The sequence below is a fragment of the Paraburkholderia sp. EG286B genome (genome assembly GCF_040965655.1).
Taxonomy (GTDB): Bacteria; Pseudomonadota; Gammaproteobacteria; order Burkholderiales; family Burkholderiaceae; genus Paraburkholderia.
This window is the reverse complement of record NZ_JBFRCF010000010.1, coordinates 175,086-190,489: the sequence shown is the minus strand read 5'-3', so window position 1 is coordinate 190,489 and position 15,404 is coordinate 175,086. Positions and strand designations below refer to the sequence as shown.

12 protein-coding genes are annotated in these 15,404 nt (G+C 64.4%); 9 read left to right on the top strand and 3 right to left on the bottom strand.

Annotated elements, in window-relative coordinates:
- Positions 1-43: 43 nt before the first annotated feature.
- From AB4Y42_RS22780 to AB4Y42_RS22750, 7 genes are all read left to right on the top strand, one after another.
- Positions 44-874, top strand: a complete 831-nt coding sequence (locus tag AB4Y42_RS22780) for a helix-turn-helix domain-containing protein (protein ID WP_368688547.1) — start codon at positions 44-46, stop codon at positions 872-874.
- A gap of 495 nt (positions 875-1,369) precedes the next feature.
- Complete coding sequence (locus tag AB4Y42_RS22775) at positions 1,370-5,173, top strand: nitrate reductase subunit alpha (RefSeq protein WP_368695415.1); 3,804 nt, start codon at positions 1,370-1,372, stop codon at positions 5,171-5,173.
- Entirely contained in the window at positions 5,170-6,693 is a 1,524-nt protein-coding gene (gene narH / locus AB4Y42_RS22770) for a nitrate reductase subunit beta (RefSeq protein ID WP_368695414.1), read from the top strand. Before AB4Y42_RS22775 ends, narH begins: the two co-directional genes overlap by 4 nt.
- Before the next feature lie 2 nt (positions 6,694-6,695).
- A complete protein-coding gene (gene narJ / locus AB4Y42_RS22765) occupies positions 6,696-7,391 on the top strand; it encodes a nitrate reductase molybdenum cofactor assembly chaperone (protein ID WP_368688549.1) in 696 nt (231 codons plus the stop codon).
- 56 nt (positions 7,392-7,447) lie between these two features.
- On the top strand, positions 7,448-8,131 hold the full coding sequence (gene narI / locus AB4Y42_RS22760) for a respiratory nitrate reductase subunit gamma (RefSeq protein WP_368688550.1): 684 nt from the start codon (positions 7,448-7,450) through the stop codon (positions 8,129-8,131).
- Between the two features lie 34 nt (positions 8,132-8,165).
- The gene (locus tag AB4Y42_RS22755; RefSeq protein WP_368688722.1) at positions 8,166-8,954 is read left to right on the top strand and encodes a peptidylprolyl isomerase; all 789 of its coding nucleotides are present in this window, start codon (positions 8,166-8,168) and stop codon (positions 8,952-8,954) included.
- 33 nt (positions 8,955-8,987) lie between these two features.
- Entirely contained in the window at positions 8,988-10,274 is a 1,287-nt protein-coding gene (locus AB4Y42_RS22750) for a nitrate/nitrite transporter (RefSeq protein WP_368695413.1), read from the top strand.
- A 43-nt stretch (positions 10,275-10,317) separates the two neighbouring features.
- Here the strand turns inward: AB4Y42_RS22750 and AB4Y42_RS22745 are convergent, their stop codons facing one another.
- Positions 10,318-10,779, bottom strand: coding sequence for a universal stress protein (locus AB4Y42_RS22745; protein ID WP_133187752.1), 462 nt, complete (start codon positions 10,777-10,779; stop codon positions 10,318-10,320).
- A 903-nt stretch (positions 10,780-11,682) separates the two neighbouring features.
- Between AB4Y42_RS22745 and flhD the strand changes: the two genes are divergently transcribed.
- Positions 11,683-12,003 carry a flagellar transcriptional regulator FlhD gene (gene flhD / locus AB4Y42_RS22740; protein WP_042266670.1) on the top strand — a complete coding sequence of 107 codons (321 nt, stop codon included), beginning with the start codon at positions 11,683-11,685 and terminating at the stop codon, positions 12,001-12,003.
- An 11-nt stretch (positions 12,004-12,014) separates the two neighbouring features.
- Positions 12,015-12,617 (top strand): flagellar transcriptional regulator FlhC, encoded by a 603-nt coding sequence (flhC, locus tag AB4Y42_RS22735; protein WP_051481243.1) that lies wholly within the window; start codon positions 12,015-12,017, stop codon positions 12,615-12,617.
- A 148-nt stretch (positions 12,618-12,765) separates the two neighbouring features.
- Here flhC and AB4Y42_RS22730 read toward each other — a convergent pair whose 3' ends face one another.
- Both AB4Y42_RS22730 and AB4Y42_RS22725 read right to left on the bottom strand, forming a co-directional pair.
- The gene (locus AB4Y42_RS22730; RefSeq protein WP_368688553.1) at positions 12,766-14,091 is read right to left on the bottom strand and encodes an Nramp family divalent metal transporter; all 1,326 of its coding nucleotides are present in this window, start codon (positions 14,089-14,091) and stop codon (positions 12,766-12,768) included.
- Between the two features lie 52 nt (positions 14,092-14,143).
- Positions 14,144-15,334: an acyl-CoA dehydrogenase family protein gene (locus tag AB4Y42_RS22725; RefSeq protein WP_368695412.1), complete on the bottom strand. Its 1,191-nt coding sequence runs from the start codon at positions 15,332-15,334 to the stop codon at positions 14,144-14,146.
- Between the last annotated feature and the right edge of the window lie 70 nt (positions 15,335-15,404).

The following is a 15,404-nucleotide window of genomic DNA, read 5'->3' as shown; positions in this document are numbered from 1 at the left end:
AGACGTAATCGCCTTGCTCACGCGTTTCGCTAGAATCGCCAGCATGAACACGCTCGCTTCCCTCCTCCCCGCCGCGCCGTCCGGCGCCGGGCGCCCCAGCGTCGGCGAGATGCTGCGCGACTGGCGCATGCGCCGACGCATGAGCCAGTTGCTGCTCGCAACCGAAGCCGAGATTTCGACGCGCCATCTGAGCTTCGTCGAATCGGGCCGCGCGCTGCCGAGCCGCGAGATGGTCATGCATCTGGCCGAGCAACTCGATGTGCCGCTGCGCGAGCGCAACGCACTGCTCGTGGCGGCGGGCTATGCGCCGCTCTATCGCGAGCGCGCGCTCGACGACCCGCAGCTCGCCGCCGCGCGCGAGGCGGTCGATCTCGTGCTGCGCGGTCACGAGCCCTATCCCGCCGTGGCCGTGGACCGCCACTGGAATATCGTCGCGACGAACGGTGCGCTCGCGCCGCTCATTGGCGACGCTTCGCCTGCGCTGCTCGCCGCGCCCATCAATGCGCTGCGGCTCTCGCTGCATCCCGAGGGCATGGCGCCGCGCATCGTCAACTGGCATGCGTGGCGCGCGCATCTGCTCACGCGCCTGCAACGTCAGATCGACGCAAGCGCCGACCCCGCCCTCGCCGCGCTGCACGAGGAACTCGCAGCGTATCCCACGCCGCCGGGCGTAGCGAGCGCGAGCGCCGAGCCGATCACGCATCACATTGCCGTGCCGCTGCGCGTGCGCACGGTGCTTGGCGAACTGGCGTTCTACAGCACGACCACTGTGTTCGGCACACCGGTCGACATCACGCTCTCCGAACTGGCCATCGAAGCGTTCTTTCCCGCCGATCCGCACACCACTCAGGCATTGCGCAATCACTCGCCTTGACGCGCGGAAAGCAGCCGCGCCGGGTGCGTCGGATAATAAGTCGGGGGCGTGAAACGACCGGGAAAAATCATTCTAGATTCATGCGCACGCAACGATCGCGCCATTCTTCGCGTCGCAAAGTATTAGATCGACGCGAATCTCAATCAATTACAAAAAAATCGCGTGTCCTTTTGCACCTGATTTACGCCTCATTTCCAGCTCGAAGATGCAATCGAGAGAAAGCCACACTCCGCTCTACCGCACGATTCACCCATGAATTCATGGGGATTTCCTTCATCGACTGAAAACTTTAAAACACGGGTCGTTTTCAAACATTTCCGCGTGATAACGTGCATTTTGCATAACCGACGTTTTGCCATCAGCCCGACAAATAGTGCAAAAAGTAGTTATATCCGCTCAAATACATCGAAAGCAATTACATTCATCCCCTTTACATCTTCTTGTTCCTACTTTTAAATACGGATGTCCCCGACGCACACACAAGCTGGAGATGCCATGAGCCATTTTCTGGATCGTCTGCGTTACTTCACGGCGGCACGAACACAATTCGCAGACGGTCACGGCGCCGTCACAGACGAAGACCGAAAATGGGAGGAGGCGTACCGCACACGCTGGCAGCACGACAAGATCGTGCGCTCCACACACGGCGTGAATTGCACGGGCTCCTGCTCGTGGAAGATCTATGTGAAGGGCGGCATTGTCGCGTGGGAAACGCAGCAAACCGACTACCCGCGCACGCGCCCCGACATGCCCAACCACGAACCGCGCGGCTGCTCGCGCGGCGCATCGTATTCGTGGTACCTCTACAGCGCCAATCGCCTCAAGTATCCGCTCGTGCGCAGCGCGCTCGTGAAGCTGTGGCGCGAGAAGCGCCGCACGCTCGACCCCGTTGCCGCGTGGGCCGCCATTGTCGACGACGAGGCCGCGCGCAAAAGTTATCAAACGCGGCGCGGTCTTGGCGGCTTCGTGCGGGCAGACTGGAGTGAAGTGCTCGAAATAGCGGCCGCAGCGAACGTGCACACCATCAAGCGCCACGGCCCCGACCGCGTGATCGGCTTCTCGCCCATTCCCGCGATGTCGATGGTGTCGTACGCCGCCGGCTCGCGCTATCTCTCGCTCATCGGCGGCGTTTGCCTATCGTTCTACGACTGGTACTGTGACCTGCCGCCCGCCTCGCCGCAAACGTGGGGCGAGCAGACCGACGTGCCCGAGTCCGCCGACTGGTACAACTCGTCGTTCATCGTGATGTGGGGGTCGAACGTCCCGCAAACGCGTACGCCCGACGCGCACTTCATGGTGGAAGCGCGCTATCGCGGCGCGAAGATCGTGTCGATCTTCCCCGACTATGCCGAAGGCGCGAAGTTCGGCGATATCTGGCTGCATCCCAAGCAGGGCACCGACGCGGCCCTCGCGCTCGCCATGGGCCACGTGATCCTCAAGGAGTATCACCTCGCCGGCAAGAGCGCCTATTTCGCCGACTACTGCAGCCGGTTCACCGACATGTCCTGCCTCGTCACGCTCGTCGAGCGCGACGGCCAGTACGTGCCCGACCGCTATCTGCGCGCCTCCGACTTCGACGGCGCGCTCGCGCAGGACAACAACCCCGAGTGGAAGACCGTGGTGATCGACAGCGCGACCCACGAGTTCGCGGTGCCACTCGGCTCGGTGGGCTTTCGCTGGGGCCAGCAGGAAGGCGCCGATCGCGGCAAGTGGAACCTGCGCGAGGAAAGCGTCAATGGCGCGCCGCTCAAACCCGCGCTCTCGCTCGTGGAAAAGCACGACGATGTGGTGGACGTGCTGTTCCCCTACTTCGGCAACGTCGCGCATCCGCATTTCCCGCACACCTCGCACGGGCCGGTGCTGAGCCGGCGCATTGGCGTGCGGCGCGTGGCGACGCCCGCCGGCGAGCGGCTCGTCGCTACCGTCTACGATCTGTTCGTGGCGAACTACGGGCTCGACCAGGGTCTGGGCGGCAAGGACCTCGCGCACAGCTACGACGACGACGTGCCCTACACGCCCGCATGGCAGGAAGCGATTACGGGCGTGAAGCGCGCGGACGTCATCAACGTCGCGCGCCAGTTCGCCGAAAACGCCGACAAGACCGAAGGCCGCTCGATGGTGATCATCGGCGCGGGCATCAATCACTGGTTCCACATGGACATGGCGTATCGCGCCATCATCAACTTGCTCGTGATGTGCGGCTGCGTCGGCAAGTCCGGTGGCGGCTGGTCGCATTACGTTGGCCAGGAAAAGCTGCGCCCGCAAACGGGCTGGACCGCGCTCGCGTTCGCGCTCGACTGGAACCGGCCGCCGCGCCAGATGAACGCCACCTCGTTCTTCTACGCGCACACCGACCAGTGGCGCTACGATCCGATGAACCCCACGGACCTGCTTTCGCCACTCGCGAACAAGGCCGACTACCACGGCGCGCCGATCGACTACAACGTGCGCGCCGAACGCATGGGCTGGCTGCCTTCGGCGCCGCAACTCACGAGCAATCCGCTCGAGCTTGGCCGCTCGCTCGAAGACCCCGCGAAGGCCGGCGCCGAAGTCGCGCGCCGCCTGAAAGACGGCAGCCTCAAGCTCGCCTGCGAGGACCCCGACAGTCCCACCGTGTTCCCGCGCAACCTGTTCGTGTGGCGCTCGAACCTGCTCGGCTCGTCGGGCAAGGGGCACGAGTACTTCCTCAAGCATCTGCTTGGCACAACGAACGGTGTGCAAGGCGAGGAAGTGGTGAAGGACGGCGTGCCGCGTCCCGAAGAAGTCGTCTGGCACGAGGAAGCGCCCCAAGGCAAGCTCGACCTGCTCTGCACGCTGGACTTCCGCATGTCCACCACCTGCATGTACTCGGACATCGTGCTGCCCACGGCCACATGGTACGAAAAGGACGACATGAACACGTCCGACATGCACCCGTTCATTCACCCGCTTTCCGCTGCGGTGGACCCCGCGTGGCAGGCGCGCAGCGACTGGGAAATCTTCAAGGCCATTGCGAAGCGCTTTTCCGAGCTGAGTGTCGGCCATCTCGGCGTGGAGCGCGACGTGGTGCTCGCGCCCATCGCGCACGACGCCGCGGGCGAACTGGCCCAGCCCTTCGGCGTGGACGACTGGAAGCGCGGCGAATGCGAGCCGGTTCCGGGCAAGACCATGCCGGGCGTGGTCACGCTCGAGCGCAATTACCCCGAGACCTATCACCGCTTCACCTCGCTCGGGCCGCTCATGGACAAGCTCGGCAACGGCGGCAAGGGCATTAGCTGGAATACGGAGGACGAGGTCCACGAGCTCGGCGCGCTGAACTACCGCGACCAGTCCGAAGACGCCGGCGACGCGAAGGGCCGCCCGCGCATCGAGACCGCGCTCGACGCCGCGGAAACGATCCTCTCGCTCGCGCCCGAAACGAACGGCGCGGTCGCCAGGAAGGCATGGGAAGCGCTGTCGAAGTTCACGGGCATCGAGCACGCGCATCTCGCCGACGCCCGCGCCGACGAAAAGATCCGCTTCCGCGATATCCAGGCGCAGCCGCGCAAGATCATTTCGTCGCCGACATGGAGCGGCATCGAGTCGGAGCACGTGTCGTACAACGCGGGGTATACGAACGTGCACGAGCTGATACCGTGGCGCACGCTGAGCGGCCGCCAGCAGCTCTACCAGGACCACGCGTGGATGCGCGCGTTCGGCGAGGCGCTGTGCGTGTACAAGCCGCCGATTGACACGGGCAGCTACGAGAAGATGACCGGCACGCGCTCGAACGGCAACCCCGAACTTGCGCTGAACTTCATCACGCCGCACCAGAAATGGGGCATCCACAGCACCTACACCGACAACCTGCTGATGCTCACGCTCTCGCGCGGCGGGCCGATCGTGTGGATTTCGGAGAAGGACGCGGCGCAGATCGGCGTGGTCGACAACGACTGGATCGAGTGCTTCAACGCGAACGGCGCGCTTTGCGCGCGCGCCGTGGTGAGCCAGCGTATTCCGCGCGGCATGGTGATGATGTACCACGCACAGGAAAAGATCGTGAATACGCCGGGGTCCGAAATCACGGGCACGCGCGGCGGCATTCACAACTCGGTGACGCGCATTTCACTCAAGCCCACACATATGATCGGCGGCTATGCGCAGCTCGCTTACGGCTTCAACTATTACGGCACGGTCGGTTCGAATCGCGATGAATTCCTCATCGTGCGCAAGATGAAGAACGTCGACTGGCTCGACGCAGAGGAAACGCCCGTTGGTCCCTTGCCTGCCGCTGTCGATGCGGCCGTGAAACCGGCCGTCCGCGAAGGAGAGAGCTCATGAAAGTGCGTGCGCAGATCGCGATGGTGCTGAACCTCGACAAGTGCATTGGCTGCCATACGTGTTCGGTCACCTGCAAGAACGTCTGGACGAGCCGCGAGGGGATGGAATACGCGTGGTTCAACAATGTCGAGACGAAGCCCGGCATCGGCTACCCGAAGGAATGGGAGAACCAGGAGCGCTGGCGCGGCGGCTGGGTGCGCAAAGCCGACGGCCAGATCGAGCCGCGTCTGGGCGGCAAGTGGCGCCTGCTCGCGCAAATCTTCGCGAATCCGCATCTGCCGGAAATCGACGACTACTACGAGCCCTTCACGTTCGACTACGCGCATCTGCAGGAAGCGGGCAACACGAAGGCCACGCCGGTTGCGCGGCCGCGCTCGCTCGTGAGCGGCGAGCGCATGGAGAAGATCGAGTGGGGCCCGAACTGGGAAGAAATTCTCGGCGGCGAGTTCGAGAAGCGTTCGAAAGACTATAACTTCGAGAACGTGCAGAAGGAGATCTACGGCGAGTTCGAGAACACCTTCATGATGTATCTGCCGCGCCTGTGCGAGCACTGCCTGAACCCGGCGTGCGTGGCGGCGTGCCCTTCCGGATCGATCTACAAGCGCGAGGAAGACGGCATCGTGCTGATCGATCAGGACAAGTGCCGCGGCTGGCGCATGTGCGTTTCTGGCTGCCCGTACAAGAAGATCTACTTCAACTGGAAGAGCGGGAAGGCCGAAAAGTGCATTTTCTGCTATCCGCGCATCGAGGTGGGCCAACCCACCGTGTGCTCGGAAACCTGCGTGGGCCGCATCCGCTATCTGGGCGTGCTGCTCTACGATGCGGACCGCATTCAGGAGGCCGCCAGTGTCGCCGACGAAAAGGATCTCTACCAGGCGCAGCTCGACGTCTTCCTCGACCCGTTCGATCCCGCCGTAATCGAGCAGGCCACGCGCGACGGCGTTCCGCAGGCGTGGATCGACGGCGCGCAGCGCTCGCCCGTGTACAAGATGGCGATCGACTGGCGCATCGCCTTCCCGCTGCACCCCGAGTACCGCACGCTGCCGATGGTCTGGTACGTGCCGCCGCTCTCGCCCATCAACGCGGCCGCCAATAGCGGCGAGCTCAGCATGAACGGCTGGCTGCCCGACGTGCATTCGCTGCGCATTCCGCTGCGCTACCTCGCGAACCTGCTTACCGCCGGCGACGAAAAGCCGGTGCAGGTCGCGCTGGAGCGTCTGCTCGCCATGCGCGCGTTCATGCGCGCGCGCCAGGTCGACCGCGTGGACGCCCCGCAGGTGCTCGCGCAAGCAGGGCTCTCGCTCGCCCAGGTCGAGGAGATGTACCGCTATCTCGCGATCGCGAACTACGAAGACCGCTTCGTGATTCCCACCACGCACCGCGAGTACGCGGAAGACGCCTTCGACTTGCGTTCGTCGTGCGGCTTCACGTTCGGCAACGGCTGCTCGGACGGCAAATCGGAGGCGAGCCTGTTCGCGCCGAAGAGTGGGCATCGCAAGATTCCGATTCAGGAGATCTGACCATGTTCGCGGCTCGTCCCCAGCCCATGACGTACCGGCTCGTTGCGTCGCTGCTCGAGTATCCCGATGCGCAGCTCATCGAGGCCGTGCATGAACTGCGCGCGATGGTGCGCAGCGAGCGCGCGTTCGGCGCCGATGCACGTGAGAAGCTCGAACGCTTCCTCGACTATCTCGGTTCGCGCGATCTGCTCGCACTGCAGGAGAACTACGTCGCGTTGTTCGACCGCGGCCGCGCAACGTCGCTGCATCTGTTCGAGCACGTGCACGGCGAGTCGCGCGATCGCGGCCAGGCGATGATCGACCTCGTCCAGACCTACGAGAAGCACGGCATGCTGTTGCAGCCCGGCCAGTTGCCCGACTACCTGCCCGTGTTTCTCGAATACCTCTCGATTCTGGAGGCGAACGACGCGCGCGCGCTGCTGGGCGAAACCGTCGCGATCCTGCAGTCGATCACCGACGAACTGAGCCGGCGCAACAGCCATTACGCGTATGTGATCGGCGCGCTGCTGCCGCTTGCGGGCGCGGGCGGCGCCGACCTGCCCGAGGCCGCGCACGACGACGACGCGGGCAAGCCGCACGACAAGGAGCATCTGCGGGCGCTCGACGCGGCCTGGGCCGACGAGCCCGTGCAATTCATGGGCGCCGAGCGCCCGGCCGTCGCGCCCGTGGCGTTCCACCCGCGCCGCGCGCCGCGCTGAACACCGCAACACGCTAGCTAAGTACGCCGTTCGAACACCGCAAGCAAGGAGCCGTCATGGGCCAATACTTCCATCAGTTTCTGTTCGGCATCTATCCGTATATCTGCCTTGCGGTGCTGCTGTTCGGCTCGCTCGTGCGCTTTGACCGCGAGCAGTACACGTGGAAGAGCGACTCCTCGCAACTGCTGCGGCGCGGCGCGCTGCGCCTTGGCAGCAACCTGTTCCACTGGGGCATTCTGGTCGTGGTGATGGGTCACTTCGTCGGCTTTCTCGCGCCGCACTGGCTCGTCGCGCCGTTCATCTCGGCCACCGTGCACCAGTTGCTCGCCATGGTCGCGGGCGGCGTGGCCGGCAGCTTCGCCATCGTCGGGCTCACGATCCTGATCGTGCGGCGGCTCGGCGACACGCGCATTCGCGTGAACAGCAAGGCGTCGGACATCCTCATCGTGTTCATGCTGTGGGTGCAGCTCGCGCTTGGCCTCGCAACCGTGGTGCTCTCGTCGCACCACATGGACGGCCTGATGTTCGAGCAGCTCACCGATTACGTGAAAGGCGTCGTGACGTTCCGGCCCAATATCGCCGGGCTGCTCGACGGCGTGCCGCTCGTCTATCAAACCCATATCGCGCTCGGCTTCACGATCTTCCTCGTTTCGCCCTTCACGCGCATGGTGCATATCTGGAGCGGCATCGCTTCGGTGTTCTATCTGATCCGTCCGTACCAGCTCGTGCGCAAGCGCTAAATCGCACCAACCGGAACCAGGAGCGCCATCGATGATGAATGCGGTCCCCAATCAAGACCAGCCAGGCCTGCCCGCCCGCGTGAACGACGTCGAGATCGGACTCGCGGCGATCGAGGCCGAACGCGGCAATCACGCCGACGAGCCGGACCCCGCGCTCGCCGCGCGGCGCACGCTCGTCGTGCACGAACTGCTGCGCCAGCGCGCCGTGGCGCTGGACCTGCTGGCGCCCGACGCCGAACTCGACGACAGCGCGATGGATGCGCTGCTGGAACGCGAGCTGCGCGTGCCCGAGCCCACGCGCGATGACTGCGAGCGCTACTACACGCAGCACGCAAAGCGCTTCGTGCGCAACGAACTCGTGTATGCGAGCCACATCCTCTTCGCCATTACCGACCGCGTGCCGCTCGCGCTGCTGCGTCAGAAGGCCGAAGAGACGCTGCGCGAATTGCAGCAGGCGCCGGATACCTTCGAGGCGCTGGCGCGCCAGTTCTCGAACTGTCCGTCGGCGGGCGTGGGCGGCAGCCTCGGCCAGCTCACGCGCGGCGACACGGTGCCCGAATTCGAAGCGGCGCTGTTCGACTGCGCCGACATCGGCGTGCTGCCGCGTCTCGTGCGCACGCGCTTCGGCTTTCATCTCGTGCGTGTGGACCAGCGCGTGCCCGGCAATCGGGCGCCCTACGACGAAGTCTCGGGCGACATCGCACGCTTTCTCAGCGAACGCGTGCGCCATAAGGCCATCCAGCAGTACGTATCGATCCTGGCTTCCGAAGCGACGCTCGAAAACGCGGCGCTGGAAGCCGCGACGAGCCCGCTCGTCCAGTGAAGTCGACGTGCACCCCCATGCGATGGAGGCAACATGAATCTGCGTAGCGAACCGGCGCGCCCCGTAGCGAGCGCAGCCCAACCCGAGAAAGTCGGCGCGAAGGCATGGTCCGTCCTGCTCGTCAGCACGCTCGCGTTTCTCGTGTGTTTCGTGGTGTGGATGATGTTCGGCGTGCTGGGCGTGCAGCTGCGCGAGGAGCTCCAGCTCAACAGCACGGAGTTCGGCCTGCTCACGGCCACGCCCGTGCTGACGGGCGCGCTCATGCGCCTGCCGCTCGGCGCGTGGACCGACCGCTTTGGCGGACGCATCGTCATGACCACGCTGCTCGTGGTCTGCGCCGTGCCCGTGTACATCGTCAGTTACGCGAGCGAGCTGTGGCAATTCCTGCTCATCGGCCTCTTTCTCGGTTGCGTGGGCGCCTCGTTTGCGGTGGGTACGCCGTATGTGGCGCGCTTTTTCCCGCCCAGCCAGCGCGGCTTCGCCATGGGCTTTTTCGGCGCGGGCACGGTGGGCGCCGCCGTCAACCTGTTCGTCACGCCGCAGCTGGAGAACCTCTACGGCTGGCGCTTCGTGCCGCGCGTCTACGCCGTCGCGCTGGTCGTGACCGCCGTGATTTTCTGGCTCGGTTCGGCGCGCGACCCGGGCGCCGGCAAGTCGGGCGGCTCGCTGCTCGACTCGTTCAAGGTGCTGGCGGACCCGCGCGTGTGGCGGCTATGCCAGTACTACTCGATCACCTTCGGCGGCTTCACGGCGCTCTCGCTGTGGATTCCGCAATACCTGAAGGCCGAATACGGCATGTCGCTCGTGATGGCTTCGGCCTTCGCCGCGGGCTTTTCGCTGCCGGGCTCGATCCTGCGCGCCGTGGGCGGCGTGCTCGCCGACAAGCTCGGCGCGCACACCGTCACGTGGTGGGGCCTGTGGGTGGCGTGGATCTGTCTCTTCATTCTCTCGTACCCGCCCACCGACTTCGTGATCCACACGATCGACGGCCAGGCGGCGCTGCATATCAGCATGCCGGTGTTCGGCTTCGTTGCCGTGGCCTTCGTGCTGGGCGCGGTGTTCGCGTTTGGCATGGCCTCGACGTTCAAATACGTGGCCGACGACTTTCCCAGCAACATGGGCGTCGTGACCGGCATCGTCGGGCTGGCAGGCGGCCTGGGCGGCTTTCTGCTGCCGATCCTGTTCGGCATCCTGCTCGACTGGCTCAAGATCCGCTCGAGCTGCTTCATGCTGCTCTACGGCATCGTGTGGGTCTCGCTGATCCTGCTTTATATCTCCGAGGTCAGGCGCACGCCGATTCTTGGCGAACCGAGCGCCTGAGCGCACAGCAGTTACATTTGCTTCACGTCGCCTCTGCGGCGGCTCAGGCCGCCGCTTTCGCGGGCTCCGGGTCCGCCGCGGTAACGACCAGCACGCTGCACGACACGCGGTCGAGCAGCAGGCGGTCGTCGCGCCCATCCCACCAGCGCTTGAGCGGTCCGCGCCGGTGGTGCGCCACCACGATGAGATCGGGCTGGAGTTCCGCGCAGTAGCTTGCGATCACGTCGATCGGCCGGCCCACCACGAAGTGCCCGGTTGCCACGAGCCCCTTGTCCTGCAGGCACGCCACCCCGTCACGCAGAATCTCGCGCGCCGCCTCTTCCGCGGCTTCGAACGGCACGGCGGAGGCGATGTCCGTCCCCCATTGCAGCGGCGCCTGGTCGAGCACGGCCAGCAAATGCGTTTGCGCGTGGCATTCGCGCGCAAGGTCGGCGCCCTCACGCAAAGCCCGGCGGCCTTCGCGCGTTGCGTCGTAACACAGCAGAATCCTGTTGAACGAGGCCATGATCCCTCCCCCGATGATTTCCAGCGCCGGGCGGCCGAACGCGCCATGCCCGCAACGCCGCCTTGATTATTTCAGTTATATCACGTCGTGATATAACTGGCACATCGGCAGTCGCTGTATACGGTATAGAAGGTGCGACGGTTATCGACAACGACTTTGAAATCGCCAGGCTGCCCTTCACCCGCGTATCGTCGGCGCGCGGGCTGGTCTGTTTACTGGGCGCCGCCCTCATCGAAGCAGTGCCCTGGCTGACCTGAAGCGGCAAAAAAAATCGCCTCACCCGGATTGCGTCTCGACAGCGGCTCGCAAACGTTTCACAAGTGCGATCTTCGCGCAATATCCAGCCTGCATATTTTCCAGAAACCAACGGTGTGTCCCACCGTCTGCACTCGTAACATCTTAGTTACACATTGCCCTGTTACAGGTCGTCAGGGTCGAAACATCTGTTACAAACTCAATAGTCATAGGTATTAATCCGCAGAGCCGTATTTTTTACCTGTCAACCCAACTCCTTTCTAAACGTTTATTCCACCGGGCGGCGTTTTTCGTCCTTCGGCGATTCGTTGCGCAGGCCCCGTCGATCTGGCGAAAACCCTGATAAACCAAGGTGCTACGGCCTGTTTGAGCGCCCCCGCCAGTGTCGCGAGGGCGCGTCGCCAGCCTGGTATCAAATTGCAGCAAAACTTACCGAAAATAATTTACAACAGTACGATTATTTTTGATCCGAGGGATTGATTTCTGAGATAAGCCCTCATACAATTCCCTCCAAGGTTGTTACGAGATGTAACAACCTGTATCAAAGAGTCAGATCGAGCCAAAGAGCGAAGATCGACCACAAGACCAGAAAAGATACAACGGCGAAAAAGCCGGGGGGTTAAATTCGGGGCTTCGGAAACTAGAGAAATGGACCGCAGCAGCGAGACGCTGGAATCTATCCGCGAAATTAATTTGTCGTATCTGATGCTCGCACAGCGCATGCTGCGCGAGGACAAGCCAGTCGGCATGTTCCGACTGGGACTGTCGTCGGAACTGGCCGATCTGCTTGGCGCTCTGTCGCTCGCGCAGATCGTCAGGTTGGCCTCTTCCGACCAACTTCTCTGTTTTTTCCGCTTCGACGATCATGCGATGTTGTCCGCGCTCACGCAGACTTCCAGGCATGCCGACGTGGCGGCTACCCATGCGGCCATCCTGCTTGCGGGACAGCCGGCTGGTCAATTCGCCTGAGGGTGACGTCCATGACTACGCGGCGCAGCCTCACCGAAGACGCTCAGGAAGTATTCCGCGCGATCGCACTGATCGAGCTGGGCGCACGCATGCAGGTGCTCGAAAGCGAACTCACGCTCTCGCGCGATCGCATGATCCGCCTGTATCGCGAGATCCGTGGCGTATCGCCGCCCAAAGGTATGCTGCCGTTCTCGGCGGACTGGTACATGACGTGGCTGGCCAACATCCACGCCTCGCTGTTCTATAACACGTACCTGTTCCTCAAGAACGAAGCGCGTTGCTCGCATCTCGACGCGCTCACCAAGGGGTTCCGGCTGTATCTGGAACACTGCCGCCACAGCGGGGCCGAGCCGGCGCTCGACCTCACGCGTGCGTGGACCCTGGTGCGATTTTTCGATGCCGATATTCTGCAGTTGACGCCTTGCTGCCGTTGCGGCGGTAAGTTCGTCGCGCATCGCCACGACCTTCAGCACAACGTCGTGTGCGGCGCATGCCAGCCTCCTTCGCGAGCCGGCAAGACGAAAAAGGCGGCTGCAGCGCGACGGGGCGCCGAGCAGACCGAGAGCGACCTTCCGGTAGTTGTAACATCGGATGGCATTGCCGAGGCTGCGTAAGCGTAGGAGAGCAGATCCGGACTAACCGGACGCGAGACCAAGACGCGAACCCGTCCGGTGCCTGAGCGCACCGGACGGCGAAGCGCTTTCTGATTGCCGCCGTTGCTTGCCGCCTGCATGGCGCGCGCCTGTTACACCTTTCCCTTCTTTAGCTTCCGCTGAACGTCTGCCAGACGAGCCACAGGTTCGCCGCCGAGATCACGACGAACAGGAACCACGCCAGCAACCGCGTGGGCAGCCGGTTCACGAACTCGCCCATCAGCGCACGATCGTTCGTCATGCGAATGAGCGGCCACAGCGCGAACGGCAGCTGCAGACTCAGCACCACCTGGCTTGCCACCAGCAGCTTGCCCACCGCGCCGTTGCCGAGCAGCGCGACGCCCGCGAACGCGGGAATCAGCGCGAGCACGCGCGTAATGAGTCGCCGCTGGTAGCACGGAATCTTCATCCTTAGGAAGCCTTCCATGATGACCTGGCCCGCCACGGTGCCCGTGAAGGTCGAGCTTTGCCCGGAGGCAAGCAGCGTGATCGCGAACAGCACCGCCGCCGCGCCCGTGCCGACGATCGGGGCGAGCAGCTTGTAGGCCTGTTCGATATCGGTGACCTGGGTGTGCCCGTTGGCGTGAAAGGCCGCCGCGGCCAGTATCAGGATGGCCGCGTTGATGAGCAGCGCGATCAGCAGCGAGACGATCGTGTCGAGGCGCGACAGGCCGATGGCCTGTGCGAGGCTCGCACGGTCGCGCTTGACGGCGCGCGTCTGCACGATCGACGAATGCAGGTAGAGGTTGTGCGGCATGATGGTCGCGCCGAGAATGCCGATCGCCAGATACAGCGGCTCCGCCGAGGAAATGGCGTGCCACGACGGCACCGCGCCCGCGAACACCGACGGCCAGTGCGGCTTCACGAGCGCGAGCTGGATCACGTAGCCCAAGCCTATCGTGGCGATGAGTCCGGCCATGATCGCCTCGAGCGAGCGGAAGTTCTTGCCCTTCAAGCCCAGCACGATGAGCGTGTCAAACGCCGTGAGCACCACGCCCACCATCAGCGAGCAGCCCAGCAGCAGGTGGAACGCGAGCGCGCCGCCCAGCACCTCGGCAAGATCGCAGGCGATGATCGAAAGCTCGGCGAGCACCCACTGGCCGAGCACCACGGGCCTTGAATAGCGCTCGCGCGAAAGCTCCGCGAGATCGCGCTGCGTGACGATGCCAAGACGCATGGAAAGGCATTGCAGCGCGATCGCCGCGAGGCTCGAGAGCACGACCACGAACAACAGGCTGTAACCGAAGCGCGAGCCCGCCTCGATGTCGGTGGCCCAGTTGCCCGGGTCCATGTAGCCGATCGACACCAGCAGGCCGGGGCCCGCGAATTGCCAGAACTTCTTCCAGAACGGCGCACGCGGCGAAAACTCGATGCTGCCCTGCACTTCGGACGGGCAGAACGGCGCCGTCGCCGTAGTCGGTAGTCGGAATTCCAACGCTTCCATCCTCAAGGGTTGACGCGTCGCGGCACGTGACGCGATCGGGCCCTCAAGTGTACAGCGTCGGCTGCGGCACTTCTCTCAAGAGCGTATAGCGGCCCACGTCGCGCAGGCGATAGTCGAGCGGATCGTGCAGCGTATGCACGCGCGCATTGCGCCAGAAACGGTCGAGTGCGAGCGCCGCGCCCGTGGCGCGCGCGCCGCACGCCTCGAAGAGCTGCTCGCCGCCCTGGAGCGCGGCGCGGTGCGCGACGATCTTCGCCTCCGAAATCGCGAGCGAGACTTCGGCGCGCGTAATCGTGCTCAACGCCTCGCCTTCGTCCCACGCGGCGTCGAGCAGTGCGCCCGCACGATCGGCCAGCACCGCCGCCGCGAGCGACTGCACGCGCATTTCGCCGAAGCGCTGCTGCAGAAACGGGTCGTCGGCCACGTGCTGCACGCCCGAATTGACCCACGGGCGGCCGTTCGCGAGCACGTAGGCGCGCGCTTCCTCGAGCGCGCCTTCGGCGAGGCCCACGAACAGATTCGTCAGCACGCCTTGCGAGATCAGCGTGCGCAGCGTGGCGCGCGGCGTGTCGGGGCGCTGCAGCACTTCGGCGGCGCGCACTTCCACATTCTCGAACGACACCGTGCCGCTATCGGTCTGACGCTGGCCAATCGGGTCCCAGTCGTCGTGCACCGTGATCCCGGCGCGCGTGGTGGGCACGACCGCGAACACCGGGCTGCCCGTGGCAGGATCGTGCGCGCTCACGGTCATCATCTGCGAACCGTAGGTCCCCGAACAGAATCCCTTCCTGCCATGCAGACGCCAGCCGCCTTCCCTGTCCGGGTGCGCGACGAGCCGCGTGTCGATGGGATTCACGGCATTGCCCCACCACCAGCGATGCTCGACGGTGCCTTGTAGCCAGGTCGCGCGCTGCGCGGCGCTGCCCCACAATGCGACGCTCGCCACCTGCAGGCACTGAAAGCCGAGCAGATGCGCAAGCGCGCTGTCGACGCGAGCGAGCGCGCGGATCGTCGCGTAGATCTCGCTCCAGCGCACGCCATCCCGACCGAACGGCCCGCCGAATTCGCGCGGCACGGCGAGCGTGAGCAGCCCGGCATCGGCAATGCGCTGCTTTTCGGCGGCTGCGTGGCCGCCTGCGAGATCGCGTTGCGCCGCGTTCGCGCGCAGCGCTTCGAGCAGCGCGGCGAAACGCGCGTCCTGTTCCTGCCCGCGTGGGCGCTGTGCTTCGTTCATACCCATAGTTCCCGAATGTGATGCCCGAAAAGCGAAGCGCGCAGCAAGCGGGCTGCGCGCGTCATGTCGA

Excerpts from the sequence above, each read along its gene's own strand:
- AB4Y42_RS22750 (WP_368695413.1), top strand. The coding sequence starts at position 8,988 with ATGAATCTGCGTAGCGAACCGGCGCGCCCCGTAGCGAGCGCAGCCCAA.
- flhD (WP_042266670.1), top strand. The coding sequence starts at position 11,683 with ATGGACCGCAGCAGCGAGACGCTGGAATCTATCCGCGAAATTAATTTG.
- AB4Y42_RS22780 (WP_368688547.1), top strand. The coding sequence starts at position 44 with ATGAACACGCTCGCTTCCCTCCTCCCCGCCGCGCCGTCCGGCGCCGGG.
- narH (WP_368695414.1), top strand. The coding sequence starts at position 5,170 with ATGAAAGTGCGTGCGCAGATCGCGATGGTGCTGAACCTCGACAAGTGC.
- AB4Y42_RS22755 (WP_368688722.1), top strand. The coding sequence starts at position 8,166 with ATGAATGCGGTCCCCAATCAAGACCAGCCAGGCCTGCCCGCCCGCGTG.
- AB4Y42_RS22745 (WP_133187752.1), bottom strand. The coding sequence starts at position 10,779 with ATGGCCTCGTTCAACAGGATTCTGCTGTGTTACGACGCAACGCGCGAA.
- narJ (WP_368688549.1), top strand. The coding sequence starts at position 6,696 with ATGTTCGCGGCTCGTCCCCAGCCCATGACGTACCGGCTCGTTGCGTCG.
- AB4Y42_RS22725 (WP_368695412.1), bottom strand. The coding sequence starts at position 15,334 with ATGAACGAAGCACAGCGCCCACGCGGGCAGGAACAGGACGCGCGTTTC.
- AB4Y42_RS22775 (WP_368695415.1), top strand. The coding sequence starts at position 1,370 with ATGAGCCATTTTCTGGATCGTCTGCGTTACTTCACGGCGGCACGAACA.
- flhC (WP_051481243.1), top strand. The coding sequence starts at position 12,015 with ATGACTACGCGGCGCAGCCTCACCGAAGACGCTCAGGAAGTATTCCGC.
- narI (WP_368688550.1), top strand. The coding sequence starts at position 7,448 with ATGGGCCAATACTTCCATCAGTTTCTGTTCGGCATCTATCCGTATATC.